The following is a 15243-nucleotide window of genomic DNA, read 5'->3' on the forward strand; positions in this document are numbered from 1 at the left end:
TCGCACGTGCCCATGTGTGTCCGCCGACCCTCGATGTGGTGAGGAAATCGGTAAGGTACCTGGAATTAACCCCTCCAGTCGCTATTCCGGCCAACCGGAAAATGCGAGGACATACGAAGCAACGACGGTGCGGGCCTTTCTGGTTCTCTGCCGGCTTTCCATCAGCCGGGGTACTGAAGAGGCACACCATCATTGCCGTAAGTGCGGTTGGGAATATTCCCTCCAATCCCATGGCAGACAAAGCCGAATAATGCTCTGGCAGGGCGTTGTTCATATTTGCGCCTTGAGCGTATGCAAATGATTCTGCGCCTCCACCGGCTGAATCGTTCTGCATATCTTGAGCGCCCTTTGTCCTCCGGAATTTCTCCGGAGTCGGAACATTCGAGGGAATATAACGATGACGACTGCACGCATCCTCGACTTCATCAAGACCCGCCGTCCAGAAGGTCCCTGCCTTGTGGTTGACCTCGACGTCGTGCGCGATAACTTCCACGCGTTCCGGCACGCCCTGCCAAACAGTGCGATCTATTATGCCGTCAAGGCAAACCCGGCCCCTGAAATCCTGAAGCTGCTGGCTGGCCTCGGCTCCAACTTCGATTGCGCCTCCGTGGCTGAAATCCAGATGGCGCTCGATGCCGGTGCGACCTCCGACCGTATTTCCTACGGCAACACCATCAAGAAGGAACGCGATGTTGCGCGCGCTTTTGCGCTCGGCATCGATCTCTTCGCCGTGGATAGCCATGAGGAAGTCGAAAAGGTTGCCCGCGCAGCCCCTGGCGCCCGCGTATTCTGCCGCGTTCTGACCGATGGTGAAGGTGCCGAATGGCCGCTGTCGCGCAAGTTCGGCTGCGTACCGCAGATGGCTGTCGATGTTCTGGTCTATGCTCATCAGCTGGGTCTGGAATCCTACGGCGTGTCCTTCCATGTGGGTTCGCAGATGATGAACCTCGACGCATGGGATGCGGCTCTGGCCGATGCCAAGCGCGTGTTCGGCTCGCTGGCCAAGCAGGGCATCCACCTGCAGATGGTCAACATGGGCGGTGGCTTCCCGACGAAATATCTGCGTGACGTTCCTGCTGCCGAAGAATATGGCCATGCCATCGACACGGCGCTGCGCAAGCACTTCGGCAATCAGATTCCGAAGACCATCATCGAGCCCGGCCGCGGCATGGTCGGCAATGCCGGTGTCATCAAGGCGGAAGTCGTGCTTGTTTCGCGCAAGTCCGACAACGACAACCACCGCTGGGTGTTCCTCGACATCGGCAAGTTCGGCGGTCTGGCCGAAACCATGGACGAAGCCATTCGCTACCCGATCCGCACCGAGCGTGACGGCGACGAGATGGAGCCTTGCGTTCTGGCCGGTCCGACCTGCGACAGCGCCGACGTGCTCTATGAGAAGAACATGTACCCGCTGCCGGTTTCGCTGAGCATCGGTGACGAAGTTCTGATCGAAGGAACGGGCGCCTACACGACCACCTATTCGGCGGTCGCCTTCAACGGTTTCGAGCCGCTGAAGTCCTATGTGATCTGAGGAATTGCCGCCTGTCTGGGGCAGGCGGCTTTCGACCAGATCCTCCCGTTCCGGCTTTGCCGATAGCGCTTAGGCGCAAACCCTGCTTGCCGCATCCTCTGTCCAGCCGAGGAAGACGCGTTTAAGCGGGCCGGAACGGTCACATTCATTGTTTATCGCATGTCGTCATTGCAGAAGCGCTCAAGATTTTTGCGCGACGTGTTTTCATTTTAGGGTGCCGCTTTCGTGGGCGGCTTGGTAACGGGAGGCCGGGATGGCCGCTGTTCTCAACACTGTACGTGCATTCTTCACGCCGCAGACATTTCATATCGACGCTGAAAATCCGGGCGATGTCGTGGCCCGCGAAACGCTGCTAGACCGCGTCATGGGTCCGGGCCGTCGCCGCAAATCGTCTGAAAAGCTGCGCGCTGGCCGCGTTCCCGCCGAAGGTCTGGCCCTGGTGGCCCGCGATGAGGACGGCCATGTCATCGGCACCGTGCGCCTGTGGAACGTCCAGGCTGGCGTGACCCGCGAAGGCCGCGCCGTCGATGCGCTGCTGCTCGGCCCGCTTGCCGTCGATTGCGCCCATGAGGGCAAGGGCATCGGCTCTGCACTGATGCGCGCCGCCATCGCAGAAGCCGCCAAGCGCAACCACGGTGCGATCCTGCTGGTTGGCGATGCGCCTTACTACGAGCGCTTCGGCTTCTTCGCCGGCCACACCCAGCACCTCGTCATGCCCGGCCCGTTCGAGCGGTCCCGTTTTCTGGCGCTGGAACTGAAGAAGGACTGGCTGGACGGTGCTGCCGGAATGCTAGTGGCCAACGGGCGCAAGCTTTCCTGAGGCGATGCAGGGTGTGGGGCAGGGTGAGGGGTAATGCCCGTGCCCTCCCGGCCCGGATATCCGGGCAATTTATAATGCTGAAAATATCCCGGTGATGCGCTCTGCGCACGCACCTGTCGCAAAACGGTCGCTTTGATCGGCAATTTTGCGACAGGGCATTGTTCATTGGAGTTGATCTGATGATGACACCGGATGAATTGAAAATCGTGCGGCGCGCTTATGCGAAGCAGATCACGGCTGCTGTGAGAGTTGCCGACGAGCGTATCGAAGCTGCCTTTGCAGAGGTTCCGCGAGAGGATTTCCTCGGTCCCGGCCCGTGGCCAATCTTCCGGATGCGGCAGGCCTATGTTCCGACCCCAACGGCTGATCCGGTCTACCTTTACACCGACGACATCGTTGGCATCGTGCCGGAGCGCCATATCAACAACGGGCAACCGTCCCTTCATGCCTACCTGCTTTCGCAGGCCGCACCGCGAACAGGCGAACATATCGTGCATGTAGGCGCTGGTGCCGGTTACTATTCTGCGATCATGTCGAAGCTCGTTACCCAATCCGGCAGGGTAACGGCCATTGAGTTCGAACCGGATCTGGCTGCTCGGGCACACGAAAATCTTACTTCCTGTCGGAATGTTTCCGTCATTCAGGGTGATGGCAGTTCTGTGGCCGTCGATGCAGCCGATGTGATCTATGTCAACGCTGGCGCAACGCGACCGGCGGATGTCTGGTTGGACCAGCTCAATGATGGTGGAAGGTTGATCCTGCCACTGACGACCGATCTTGGATTTACCGGCAGCAATTGGAGCAACATGCACCGTCGCGGGGCGGTGTTTCTCGTGACGCGCAGAGGTGAGGAATTTCACGCGAAATGGATTTCGCCCGTGTCGATCTTTCCCTGTGAAGGGATGCGTGATGTTGAATCAGAAAAAGCGCTGGCGACGGCATTTGACAGCGGGGAATACAGGAAGGTCACGCGGCTGTATCGTGCCGACGACGTGCCATCCGACCAATGTTGGGTTCGAGCTCCCGGCTGGTGCCTCGCCTATGCTTAAGCGATGGCATTGACTGAGCCGTTTCGTTCTATCTGCCAACAAACTGCCGTTCGATCTCGATGAGTTTCTGCTTCCGCCATAGCCCGCCGCCGTAACCGGTGAGCGAGCCGTCTGCGCCCACCACGCGGTGGCAGGGGATGATGAGGGCAATCTGGTTTGCGCCGTTGGCGCGTGCGACGGCGCGGGTTGCGGATGGTCTGCCGATGGCGCGTGCGATTTCGCTGTAGCTGCGGATTTCGCCAGCCGGAATGGCGCGTAGCACATCCCATACGTTGCGGGAAAAGTCACTTCCATGCAGGGCCAGAGGCACGGTGAAGTCCGCCGATGTGCCGGAGAAATAATCGGCCAGCTGCGCTTCGAGGATCGCGTGCGGGTCAAGCTTGCCCACGCCGAGTTGACCCTTGGACAGGTCGAACAAATTTCTCAATTCGCTGGAAAGTGCCTTGCGATCCGTAAATTCGAGGAGATGGATCGCGCGTTCGTCGGCGACTGCAATCATCGTTCCAAGCGGTGTCAATAGCCAGTGGGCCTGCAACAGGGCATTGTCCGCCAGCCGTCCCGGTGTCTGCCCGATGAGGCGGGAAAAGGCGGTGCGGAAGGCGGATGGGGAGGAGAAGCCCGCATCCTGCTGGGCATCGATCACCCGTCCGCCATCGCCAAGCGTCTCGAAGCCCCGCCGCAGGCGTTCCAGCCGTGCCATTTCCAGAAAGGTCATGCCGAAGTGGCGTTTGAAACTGCGCCTGACAGTGGAGGGGTCGAGGTTCATTTTCTCCACATCCTGCTCGCTCCAGCGCCGCTCGGGCTGCTTTGAGAGGGCGTCCAGAAGCGTTGCTACGGCCGGGTCGGCATTGGCGGCGGGGGCGAGCGGGTGGCACTTCAGGCAGGCGCGAAATCCGGCCTCCATACATTCGGCCACGCTGCAGAAGAAGCGGCAATTTTCCGGCTTCGGCTTTCGTGCGGGGCAGGTGAGGCGGCAGAAAACGCCGGTCGAGGTGACGCCGACATAGGCGCGGCCATCATAGGACTGGTCGCGGGCGAGCAGCGCTTCGTAAAGAGTGGTTGTATCTGGCAGAGCGAACATCATGCCTCTTTCTACAGGCTCCCCTGCGCCAAGGCAGACGGAAATCGGGCGTCTATTGAAATAAATGCCGTATGGTCATGGCTTTTGAAATCACCGATTTGCAATCGTCAAATCCGCCGTGTCGGGCGTGCAACAGTGTGTCTTACAGCGCTTTGATGTTGATCTATCTCAAACCGGTTTTTCCATGAAATCGGATAGTCCGGGCGAAAGACTATTCGATCAAGGAGAGACTATGATGAAAAACTGGAACCGGCATATCGCCACCCTGATGGCAACTGTGGCGTTGATCGTTGCTGGCACGTCTGCCATGGCGGCTGATGTGGCGCCGCTTGCACCCGCACCCACTGCGGAAGAGGCGATTGCGGCGGCCAGCCCCTGGATGATCCGCGTGCGTGGTCTGGGTGTCATCACCCATGATAGCGGCACGATCAATGGTGTGCCGGGTGCGGGGCTTGCCTATTCGGATACGGTCATACCGGAATTCGACGTCAGCTACTTCTTCACCGACAATATTGCCGCCGAACTCATTCTCGGCACCACTTTTTCCAAGATCAAGACGACGGGCGCGCTGGGCGAGATCGATGTGGGCAAGACATGGCTTCTGCCGCCAACTGTTACCCTGCAATATCACTTCACCAATTTCGGTGCCTTCAAGCCTTATGTCGGCGCTGGCTTGAACTACTCGCTGTTCTATCATCAGTCTGAGAAAGCCGGTTTCAGCAATCTCGACGTCAAGAATGATTTCGGTGCCGCCCTTCAGGTGGGTTTCGACTATATGGTGACCAGGAACTGGGGCGTGAACTTCGATGTGAAGAAAATCTTCCTCGAAACCAAGTGGAGCGCCGATATGGGTGGCACGCCGATCAGCGGCAAGGCCAAGCTTGATCCATGGCTGATCGGTGCGGGTGTGACCTATCGCTTCTAAGCGTTGCTAGAAGCTGCCGCTGAAGCGGGTTGAAATCGTGCTGCCGCGATACGCGGCAGTCTCGTCATGTTCATCATGCAACAGGCGCGAGAATTCCACTTCCAGCTTGCGATCATGGCCCGCATCATAGGCCAGCGTCGCGACGAGGCGTCTTTCGCTGCTGTTGTAATCGTAGAAAATCCAGTCCTTGTGGGTCCGCTCGAAAGACAGGTCGAAGCCGAGTTTCGGGGTGAGCTTGGTTTTCATGACCGCTTTCCAGCGACGCTGAAATTCGCCGAGCGAATCGTCCAGATCGTAGAGCGCGTAATCCTGCGAGAAGGCGGCGGCGAAGGCCAGCTTGTCGTTGAGTGCCCATTCGGCTTCGGCGCGCAGATAGGGGCGGGTGCGCTTGACCTTGTCGCCGATCTCATCCCCCGCAATGGTCGTCAGGCCAGCTTCCATCAGGATGGCGAGATTTTTGCCGAACTTGCGGCCATAGGCCAGTGAACCGCGAAGATTGGTAGCGGGGAAGCGGTCATAGATTTGCTGCTGGCTATCGGGAATCAGGCTGGCATTATAGGCAAGTGTTGCCCCCACTTCGCCGCCGCCAAGCGCGCGGACGTGCTCCGCCTTGAGACCGAGCAGTGCTTCATTCGCTTCCAGCCTCCCGGGCAGGAAGTAGGCGGGGCGAAACCGCGCCTTGCCCTTCATGAGGCTGGTGTAGCTTGCCGTCAGCGTATTCTTGCCGCCAAAGGCTTCCAGCGTGGCTGAGGTGGAAAAGTCGAGCTTGTGATCGAGACGGCGATAGCCGATGATCTGATCCGACAGCTTGAGAAATATATCGCCCGCATCGCTGCGCGTGCCACGCATTTGCGCGCTCCATTCCAGCCGGTCGGAGAGTTTCTTCGTGAGCGTGAAGTTCACCCAGCTATTATGCTCGTTGGCAAAGCCATAACGGGGAACGCGCACTTCCTGATGGTTGAAGGAATAGCCGAATTTGGTGCCGTCCCTGTCGATCTCGCCATCGACACCCAGCGTCGTGCGCAGGCTGAAGGCAGCTATTTTATGGGTGTCACTGAAATAGTTGGTGTCATAAGTAGCTTCCGTATTGTAGGTGATGCCGGGGTCCGCAGCCGCGATGCGCGTGCAGGCGCCACAGATGAGCAACGCAACAACGATGCGCAGGACCATATGTATCTCCAATAACTAATTGAGGGATATCTTATAGATAGATGGTTAACAACATGTCGCATCGGTGAGTGAGGAGTGCTGGCGCGTCGTGGCGTTGCCATCGGAAGTCGTTGTGAAGTCTTCATTCCAATCTTCATTAAAATTGAAACTATTAATATTAACGATTTATTATAACATTAGCATATGCTTGCATTAGATAATCCTAATTGTACTGTCTGACCACGCCGGAGGGCGTTGTTTTACAGATCATAGGAGAGAGAAAATGCTAACGAAAATCGCGTGTGCTACCATCGTTCTTACCGTTGCTTCCATGGCTCCTGCCCATGCAGGCGGCCTGCTGGGTGGCCTTCTTTCGGGCAACAGCAACAAGGGTGGCCTGATCAACGTATCGCCCAATGTCGACCTCGGCGTCGGCAACATCTTGTCCGGCAATGGCATTCTGAACGGCAACAAAACCGGCCTGCTGAGCGGCATTCTCAACGGCAACAGAACATCGGTCGATGCCATCGGCAGCGGCAATGACAATGATCGCGGTTATAACAAGAAGAAGCGTCGTCACTAGGACCAACTCAATCTGCCAGCGAAGCGCGCCACGACCTGTCTCGGCACGCTCGGTCTTGTCCCGACCATAGGATGGTCCCTGCCGTCCAATGCAGTCGGGTCCCCGGCAAGAACGAAGGTGACGAAAGAGGGCGTTGTCACGCTCGATGCCAGATGAAAGGAGAGCTGAAAGGCTCTCCTTTTTTCGTGCTAAGCGCTCTAAACCGGTCGTTTGACGAAAACAGGCGGATCGGCTAAAGAATGGCTTCGGGCGAGAGTCCCGGCCGTCCGCAAGTCCTCAAAGGCTCTGGTGAAACTCTCATCATCTATCCGACACGGTCATCCCCCTACGGGCATGTGATACGGCGGCAATGCGGGCTCCCTCCTGAAATGCGCATGCCAGTGACGGAGAACCGCCATGCGGAATCACATAGAATTACCGAGCCTGGACAGTTTGAAAGATCAGGCCAAACGGCTGCGTGCAAGTCTGGCGCAGGAAGGCCAAACGATCAGCCATTCACGCGCACTGGAACTGGTTGCCGTGCAATTCGGCTACCGTGACTGGAACACGCTCCACGCTGCGGTGGGCAACCGACCGCCCTTCAACCCATACATGCTGGGCTCGCGCGTCAGCGGATTTTATCTGGGACAGCCCTTCACGGGTTCGGTTCTGGGTGTGCAGTCGCTGGGTGGCGATCCGGAACGCTACCGACTGACACTGCATTTTGATGATCCCGTCGATGTGGTGACCTTCGACAGCTTTTCTTCCTTCCGGCAACGCGTTCATTGCAATGTCGATACAACTGGATGCACGGCGCAGAAGACATCGAACGGACGTCCGCAGGTGGAACTGGTCTGGTAATGGATAGATGGCGGCGTTTTTGACGCCGCCGTTCCGTCGCTCAGTGCTTAAGCGGAAATATCGATGATGCCGCAATCGCCCGCTTCGGAGGCGAAGGCGAGAAGGCTGCCGCCGGCACTCCAGGACATGGAGGTGATTGCGCCCTTGCCGGGGCGGCGCAGCAGGGCTTCCTTCTGGTCGGCCACGCGCACGCCCAGGATCATGCCATCGGCAAAACCGATGGCCAGCACCTCTTCGATGGGGTGGAAGGCGACATTGGTGACCATGATATTGGCGCGGGTGCCGAGTTCCAGCGGCGCCTTGCCCATCGGGCCATCCTTGCCCGAGAAGGGCCAGACGATGGCGGCAGGCGCACCTGAGGATGCCAGCCATTTGCCCTTGCTGGACCATGAGATGGATTTGACCTTGGCGGGATAACCGGTCATGCGCATGTGGCGCGTTTCCATGCCGCCCTTGGTGGCTTCCATCTTCCAGCCGTGCAGGGCATTTTCCTGCATGGTGGTGACGAGGAATTTTCCGTCTGCCGAGAAGGTGACGCCGGTATGTGCACCCTTCCAGTCGAGATCGATCGGGTCGCCAGCGCTTGCCACCCAATGCAGGGTCACGCCATTATAGCGGGCAGCGGCAATGCGCAGACCCTTGGGCGCAAAGGCAATCGCCTCGACCGTGCGCTCTTCGGTGAATTCCTTGACCGTACCATCGCTCAGCCGCACGAAGCTGGACTTGCCAACGCCGTAAGCCACCGCATTTTGCGGGCCGCCTGCAATGACGCTGATCCACTTGCGCGGCACATGGGCCAGTTCCACGGCAGAGCCATCATGGCTGACGCGCAGAACCTTACCGTCTTCACCGCCGGTCAGAAGCGTGGTGCTGTAGGGGTCGCGAATGCAGGTCAGCAGACCCTGATGCACCTCGGTGACCTTCTCACCGCCATCAAGCCGGTGAATGGTGCCGGCGGCGGTGGCAAACATTGCGATATCGCCCAGAAAATGCGTCGCAACGACGTGGCCTTCGAGGTCAAGAGGGGCAACGGTGGGCATAGGTAAAGGGTCTTTCGTATGTTTGTAACGAGGTAGCAACGGCTGTGTTGGGATTATGTTTCCCTATCCGTCGTCATGCTCGGGCTTGTCCCGAGCATCTGCGGACTCCCGAGGGTGGAGAGGTGCTTAGATCCTCGGGACAAGCCCGAGGATGACGCCAGTTCCTGGCCTTAAAGCCGATCGTATCAAGCCGCAGCGAGGCAGGCGTTGAAGCTGTTTTCCAGCTTCTCGCGGTCGAGGTTGCGGCCGATGAAGACGAGGCGGGACTCGTGCTTTTCGCCGTCTTTCCACGGACGCTGATGGTCGCCTTCGATGATCATATGCACGCCCTGAACGACGTAACGTTCCGCATCATCCTTAAACGCGATAATGCCCTTGAGGCGCAGAATGTTCGGGCCATCGGTCTGGGTGACCTTCTGAATCCACGGGAAGAAACGCTCCGGGTTCATCTCGCCGCCGCGCAGGGACACCGACTGAACCGTGATGTCATGGATGGCAGAGACTTCGCCATGATGGTGATGATGGCCGTGGTCATGGCTGTGATCATGATCGTGGTGATGATGGTCATGGTCATGGTCATGATCATGATGGTGGTGATCGTGACCGTGGTCATGGCCGCAATCGGGACCGCAGACATGGTCGTCATGGCCGTGTTCGAGGAAATGCGGATCGTTTTCCAGCGCACGTTCCAGATTGAACGCACCCTGATCCAGCACGCGGGCGAGATCGACGCCGGAGCGGGTTGCCTTGTAGATGCGGGCAGACGGGTTGATGGCGCGGACGATGTCTTCGATGACAGCCAACTCTTCCGGTGTCACGAGATCGGTCTTGTTGATGATGACGACATCGGCAAAGGCGATCTGGTCTTCGGCTTCGCGGCTGTCCTTGAGGCGTAGCGGCAGGTGCTTGGCATCCACAAGCGCAACGACGGCATCGAGTTCGGTCTTGGCGCGGACGTCATCATCCATGAAGAAGGTCTGGGCGACGGGAACCGGATCGGCAAGGCCTGTGGTTTCCACGATGATGCCATCGAAACGACCCGGACGGCGCATCAGGCCTTCAACGACGCGGATAAGGTCGCCGCGCACGGTGCAGCAGACGCAGCCATTGTTCATTTCGTAGATTTCTTCGTCCGATTCGACGATGAGATCGTTATCGATGCCGATTTCGCCGAATTCATTGACGATGACGGCGTATTTCTTGCCGTGGTTTTCCGACAGAATACGGTTGAGAAGCGTGGTTTTTCCCGCTCCCAGATAGCCCGTCAATACGGTCACAGGGATTGGCTTGATGGTTGCTGCTGCTTCGGTCATGAGAAACCTCTGAAGATGATGAGCCGCGACGCGGCTTTGAAAGCGTTGTCGTTCATATAGGCGTGTGGCGGAATGAGTTCAAAGAGAATCTGCCGAAGTTTTTTGAACCGAGCTTTCAAGCAAATTCATGTCGAAGGAAGAGACATCTTCTAAAAGCTCCAGCAATCCGGTAACGGCATGGGAGATGATCGCCTCTCCCTTTTCAGCGCTCGCGGCGGCGGCGTTGCCAGCAACGCCCTGCGGGTTCAAATCCGACATGCGCCAGCCGAAGGCGTGCTGTCCATAGGCACGCAGATGTTTGAAGCGCTGCGCAAACTCCGACTGTTTCGACGCGAAGTTCTCCGCCTTCTCCATCCGCACCAAATCTGGCCGGATGGCCAGCATAACCGAGGTTTCGATATCGCCACCGTGGATATCGATGGCTTTATCTTCAGGAGAGATGACGCCCGGCGGCATGCCGAAGCGGCTCCAGCTGGTGGCGACCGCCAGCATGCCGAAGCGCACCCGCGCTTCCGTGGCGACGATGGTCATCAGCGGGGAATTGCCGCCATGGGCGTTGAGCATCACGAATTTTCGAATGCCCTTATGGTGCTGCTCTTCGGCCAGCCCCAGCCAGCGGTGGACCGCTTCATCGAAGGACAGCGTCCTCGTGCCTGATACATCCATATGTTCGATGGAGTAGCCGACCGGCTCTGCGGGCAGAAAGTGCACCTGCGTCTTTGCGGGCAGGGCCTGTTTCAGGCGCGCGACGATGCCCTCGACAATCAGCGTGTCCGTCTCGAATGGCAGGTGCGGGCCGTGCTGTTCATGGGCGCCCAGCGGCAGCACGGCGATGACATCGTTTTGCGGTTGCAACGGCGATGTTACGTTGTTGTCGTGAAAATGCGTATATGTGTCTGGCATCTGGCGATCCGCGCCTGCATTCGTTAAGTGTTACCAAGAACATATCGTTGTCCGGGACTTCAGAAAAGGCATTTGCTGATGAGCAAGGATAAGCTGGCCAAAAAGAACAAATCCGAGAAGAAGGCGAAGTCCGGCAAAAAGAAGGATTTGCCGTTCAGCCCGGATGAGCTTGCCCAGTCCATTACCCAGGCCGCCCGCTCCATGCGCACGGCACTGAGCCACAATCTTTCAGCCAGCGGTCTTTATGCCGGTCAGGACGGTGTGATTCTGGCTCTGGCGCAGGAAGGCAGCATGACGCCGGGGCAGATTGCCCAGAAGCTGGGCGTCAAGGCGCCGACCATGACGCGCACCATCGGTCGCATGGAAGCGCAGGGCTTTGTCGAGCGCAGTGCTGGCGACGGCGATGGTCGCCTGACCATGGTCAAGCTGACCGAGTCTGGCCTGAAAAGCGTGGAGCATATCAATGCCTCTCTGGCGGATTGTAACGCGCGTGCGGTCGAAGGTCTCTCTGCCAAGGAGATCAAAACCGTGATGAAATTACTGCGGACCATCGACGCCAATCTACAGTCATTTGAATTAATCGATTAAAATTTCGCATAACCAATCTTGGCTATGGTTGAAATCCTTAAAACAGTTGCGCGTTTTGTTTAAATTGTTTAGTCACAATTTAAACGCCGCCAGAAGCGGCTTGCGTGACCGTAGGAGGGGTCCGTGGCGCAAAAGATCAAATTATCGACCATTGCCGAGAGCCTTGGGCTTTCCACCGCGACCATATCGCTGGCGCTGCGTGACAGCCCGCTGGTGGCTGCCGATACGCGCGAGAAGATCAAGGAACAGGCGCGGGCTCTCGGTTATATTTATAACCGTCGCGCTGCCAGCCTGCGCACGTCCCGTTCCGGCATTATCGGTGTTGTGTTCCACGATGTGATGAACCCGTTTTACGGGGAAATTCTCAAGGCCATCGAAAGCGAGCTGGACCGCAGCCGCCAGACCTTCATTTTGTCCAACCATTACGATTCCGTCGAAAAGCAGCGCACCTTTATCGAGACGCTGCTGCAGTTGGGCAGCGACGGCATCATTATGTCGCCTGCCATCGGTACACCGCTGGAAGACATGACGCTTGCCGAAGAGAACGGTATGCCCGCCATTCTGGTGGCGCGCTCCATGGACGGCGTGGATATGCCGACCTATCGCGGCGATGACAGCTACGGCATCTCCTTGGCCACCAACCACCTCATCAGCCTTGGTCACCGCACCATCGCCATGGTCGGCGGTACCGACCAGACATCCACGGGCCGCGACCGTTATCAGGGTTATGTCAATGCGCTGCGCAAGGCGGGCATCGAGGTTGACCCGAACCTGCGCATTCCCGGTGCACGCTCCAAACAGGGTGGCTTCGAGGCGGCGGTGAATTTCCTGTCCCTGCCGCAAAAACCGACCGCTGCCGTATGCTGGAACGACCTCGTCGCCATTGGTCTGATGAACGGCATTTCCCGCGCTGGCTTCGTGCCCGGCAAGGATATCTCCGTCACTGGTTATGACGATCTGGAGGAAGCGGCCATCGCCACGCCTGCGCTGACGACGGTGTCCAATGGTCAGGCGGAAGTGGGGCGGCTGGCGGCGCGGGCGCTGCTGGACAGGCTGGCGGGCAGCCATGAGCCTGACGGTATTCACTTGATCAAGCCGGAAATGCGCATCCGCCAATCGACCAGCCCCGTCGTGCCGCGCAGTTGAATATTTGACCCCATTGTTGTTTCGAATGCGGGTTTCGCTTTGTAAATCGATAGTCTAGCTTGGTCTCACGCATAGCAGGAGGATACCAACGCATGTCAGATAGCAAAGCCGTCGTTCTCGTTCCGGGCAAAATCCACCCACGCGTTCTCGAGCGCTTCGAAGGCAAGGTGGAGGTCGTCAAAGCGCCTGCGGGGCCTGAGCCTTCGCTCTCTGCCGAGGATGCGCAGCGTATTACGGCTGTTGCCGTCTCGGGTGGCCTCAACGCGAAATGGATGGATGCGTTGCCCAACCTCGAAGTCATCGCTAATTTCGGCGTTGGTTATGATGGCGTGGATGTAAAACACGCGGCCTCTCGCGGCATCATTGTCACCAACACGCCTGACGTGCTGAACGACGAAGTGGCAGACACGACGATTGCGCTTCTCATCAATACCGTACGCCGTTTCTATCAGGCCGAGACTTACCTTCGCGAAGGAAAATGGGCAGCCGAAGGCCCGTTTGCACTCTCGCCCTTTTCGCTGCGCGGCCGCAAGGTCGGCCTGTTCGGCATGGGCCGCATCGGCCAGGAGATCGCCAAACGGCTGGAGCCGTTCAAGCTGGAGATCGGTTATCACACGCGCAGCAAGCGCTCTGAACTTTCCTATACCTATTACGGCTCGCTAAAGGAGATGGCAGAGGCAGTCGATATCCTCATCTGCATCGTGCCCGGCACGCCGGAAACCCACAAAGTCATCAATGCCGACATTCTCTCCGCACTGGGCTCCAACGGCGTGTTCATCAATGTCGGGCGCGGTTCCAGCGTGGACGAGGACGCGCTGCTGAAGGCGCTTCAGGATGGTACGCTGGGCGCGGCTGGTCTCGACGTGTTCTATGAAGAGCCGAAGGTGCCGGAAGCGTTCCTCTCCCTGCCCAACGTAACCCTGCTTCCGCATGTAGCATCCGCATCGGTGCCGACCCGCAACGCGATGGCCGATCTGGTGGCGGATAATGTGCTGGGTTGGCTGAGCGAGCGCAAGGTGGCGACGCCGGTGCCGGAAACGCCTGTTAAGGGGTGAGGGTTGATGCAACGGGTGCTATCTCTCCCCCTGTGGGAGAGAAAGCAATTTCAACATCTTAAGCTTGCTTAAGTGTTAGAAATTGCAAGTGAGGGGTTTTTTCTCGGCGCAAGCGGTAAACCCCTCTACCCAAGAAAATCTAAGACTTAGCTGAAGCTAAGATCGTGATTTTCTGTCCTCTCCCACAGGGGGAGAGGTACCCAGCCGCACGCTCCTAGCTCGATCACACCTTACGATCCCGATACTCACGCACAGCGCGCCCAAACGCCTCGAACAGCGCACGGGACGGCGCGTCCGACTCGGCCCAGTATTCCGGGTGCCATTGCACGCCGACGGCGAAGCCTTTGGCGTCGATGACGGAGACCGCTTCGATGGTGCCGTCTTCGGCTGTTGCTTCGACCTGAAGTCTGGGGGCGGTTTTGGCGATGGCTTGGCGGTGAAGGGAGTTGATCTGGACTTCGCCTGTCATGCCGAGATGCTGGGCAATGCAGGAGCCTTCGCGGATATAGACCGGCTGACGGATGGCGTAGGCCTTGTCGCGGTCGATGTCGTCTGGTTTGCGGTGGTCCCAGATGCCGGGCTGTTCCTGAATTTCGCTGGCAAGCGTGCCGCCCAGCGCGACGTTGAGTTCCTGAATGCCGCGGCAAATGGCCAGCATCGGGATGCCGCGTTCAATGGCGCGGCGGATCAGCGGCAGGCTGGTGGCGTCACGGGCGGGATCGAAAGGACCATCGCTTTCCTTGGCTTCCACGCCGTAAAGCGAGGGGTGGACGTTGGTGGCAGAGCCGGACACCAGCAGGCCATCCACTCGGTCCAGAATGACGTCGATATCGTTGCCTTCCTCGAAAGCCGGGATGATGAAGGACATGACATCCGCGACATTCAACGCTGCGGAAAGATACTGTGTCTGGGCTGCGTGCCAGTTTGCGCCATCAAGGCTTCTGATGTCTGCGGGAATGGCGATGATGGGTCTGGACATGGTGGCTCCGGCTTGATTTCCCGCCTGTTTTGCGACCGGAACGGGCTGTTCGTCAAGCGCCGTGTTTGGCAGATCAATAAGGTTTCTTCGCCTAAAGTATAAGCGTCGGGGCCTTTATTTCAGTTGATTATATTTCTTGACGTAAACCCATCCGAAATGGCGGTTCGCCAGGGGTTTATTCTTTGCAGGCCCGCTTGTCAGCAGACTGGACCCGTGCTTTCTTCTTGCCATGCTCGGTTGC

The 15243-nt window shown here is 58.3% G+C and carries 15 protein-coding genes; 9 read left to right on the forward strand and 6 right to left on the reverse strand.

The window, feature by feature from the left end; translation table 11 throughout:
• Nucleotides 1-397: 397 nt before the first annotated feature.
• The 3 genes from odc2 to AC27VJ_RS13495 all read left to right on the forward strand — a co-directional run bounded on the left by odc2 (nt 398) and on the right by AC27VJ_RS13495 (nt 3400).
• Entirely contained in the window at nt 398-1531 is a 1134-nt protein-coding gene (gene odc2, locus AC27VJ_RS13485; protein WP_113089345.1) for an ornithine/lysine decarboxylase, read from the forward strand.
• 253 nt (nt 1532-1784) lie between these two features.
• On the forward strand, nt 1785-2351 hold the full coding sequence (locus tag AC27VJ_RS13490) for a GNAT family N-acetyltransferase (protein WP_353577832.1): 567 nt from the start codon (nt 1785-1787) through the stop codon (nt 2349-2351).
• A 179-nt stretch (nt 2352-2530) separates the two neighbouring features.
• On the forward strand, nt 2531-3400 hold the full coding sequence (locus tag AC27VJ_RS13495) for a protein-L-isoaspartate O-methyltransferase family protein (RefSeq protein ID WP_488684473.1): 870 nt from the start codon (nt 2531-2533) through the stop codon (nt 3398-3400).
• A gap of 28 nt (nt 3401-3428) precedes the next feature.
• Here the strand turns inward: AC27VJ_RS13495 and AC27VJ_RS13500 are convergent, their stop codons facing one another.
• Nucleotides 3429-4484: a bifunctional transcriptional activator/DNA repair enzyme AdaA gene (locus tag AC27VJ_RS13500; protein ID WP_488684474.1), complete on the reverse strand. Its 1056-nt coding sequence runs from the start codon at nt 4482-4484 to the stop codon at nt 3429-3431.
• A gap of 265 nt (nt 4485-4749) precedes the next feature.
• Here AC27VJ_RS13500 and AC27VJ_RS13505 point away from each other — a divergent pair, with 265 nt between their 5' ends.
• Nucleotides 4750-5406: an OmpW/AlkL family protein gene (locus AC27VJ_RS13505; RefSeq protein WP_488684688.1), complete on the forward strand. Its 657-nt coding sequence runs from the start codon at nt 4750-4752 to the stop codon at nt 5404-5406.
• A 6-nt stretch (nt 5407-5412) separates the two neighbouring features.
• Here AC27VJ_RS13505 and AC27VJ_RS13510 read toward each other — a convergent pair whose 3' ends face one another.
• Entirely contained in the window at nt 5413-6576 is a 1164-nt protein-coding gene (locus AC27VJ_RS13510) for a hypothetical protein (protein ID WP_488684475.1), read from the reverse strand.
• Between the two features lie 262 nt (nt 6577-6838).
• Here AC27VJ_RS13510 and AC27VJ_RS13515 point away from each other — a divergent pair, with 262 nt between their 5' ends.
• Together AC27VJ_RS13515 and AC27VJ_RS13520 are read left to right on the forward strand one after the other, a co-directional pair.
• The gene (locus tag AC27VJ_RS13515) at nt 6839-7138 is read left to right on the forward strand and encodes a hypothetical protein (protein ID WP_113089349.1); all 300 of its coding nucleotides are present in this window, start codon (nt 6839-6841) and stop codon (nt 7136-7138) included.
• 396 nt (nt 7139-7534) lie between these two features.
• On the forward strand, nt 7535-7978 hold the full coding sequence (locus tag AC27VJ_RS13520; protein ID WP_488684476.1) for a glyoxalase superfamily protein: 444 nt from the start codon (nt 7535-7537) through the stop codon (nt 7976-7978).
• A 47-nt stretch (nt 7979-8025) separates the two neighbouring features.
• Here the strand turns inward: AC27VJ_RS13520 and AC27VJ_RS13525 are convergent, their stop codons facing one another.
• The 3 genes from AC27VJ_RS13525 to AC27VJ_RS13535 all read right to left on the reverse strand — a co-directional run bounded on the left by AC27VJ_RS13525 (nt 8026) and on the right by AC27VJ_RS13535 (nt 11234).
• Nucleotides 8026-9018: a WD40 repeat domain-containing protein gene (locus tag AC27VJ_RS13525; RefSeq protein ID WP_353577826.1), complete on the reverse strand. Its 993-nt coding sequence runs from the start codon at nt 9016-9018 to the stop codon at nt 8026-8028.
• 185 nt (nt 9019-9203) lie between these two features.
• Nucleotides 9204-10331, reverse strand: a complete 1128-nt coding sequence (locus AC27VJ_RS13530; protein WP_488684477.1) for a CobW family GTP-binding protein — start codon at nt 10329-10331, stop codon at nt 9204-9206.
• Between the two features lie 78 nt (nt 10332-10409).
• A complete protein-coding gene (locus AC27VJ_RS13535; RefSeq protein WP_488684478.1) occupies nt 10410-11234 on the reverse strand; it encodes a creatininase family protein in 825 nt (274 codons plus the stop codon).
• A 78-nt stretch (nt 11235-11312) separates the two neighbouring features.
• On the opposite strand from AC27VJ_RS13535, the gene AC27VJ_RS13540 reads away from it, so the two are divergent.
• The 3 genes from AC27VJ_RS13540 (at nt 11313) to AC27VJ_RS13550 (ending at nt 14023) form a co-directional block, all read left to right on the forward strand.
• On the forward strand, nt 11313-11822 hold the full coding sequence (locus AC27VJ_RS13540; protein WP_488684479.1) for a MarR family winged helix-turn-helix transcriptional regulator: 510 nt from the start codon (nt 11313-11315) through the stop codon (nt 11820-11822).
• Between the two features lie 123 nt (nt 11823-11945).
• Nucleotides 11946-12968, forward strand: coding sequence for a LacI family DNA-binding transcriptional regulator (locus AC27VJ_RS13545; protein ID WP_113089354.1), 1023 nt, complete (start codon nt 11946-11948; stop codon nt 12966-12968).
• 92 nt (nt 12969-13060) lie between these two features.
• A complete protein-coding gene (locus AC27VJ_RS13550) occupies nt 13061-14023 on the forward strand; it encodes a 2-hydroxyacid dehydrogenase (RefSeq protein ID WP_488684480.1) in 963 nt (320 codons plus the stop codon).
• A 223-nt stretch (nt 14024-14246) separates the two neighbouring features.
• On the opposite strand, the gene AC27VJ_RS13555 is transcribed toward AC27VJ_RS13550, so the two are convergent.
• Nucleotides 14247-15002 carry a gamma-glutamyl-gamma-aminobutyrate hydrolase family protein gene (locus tag AC27VJ_RS13555; protein WP_488684481.1) on the reverse strand — a complete coding sequence of 252 codons (756 nt, stop codon included), beginning with the start codon at nt 15000-15002 and terminating at the stop codon, nt 14247-14249.
• Nucleotides 15003-15243 lie beyond the last annotated feature (241 nt).

It is taken from the genome of Agrobacterium sp. 20P9.1.2, assembly GCF_057799395.1.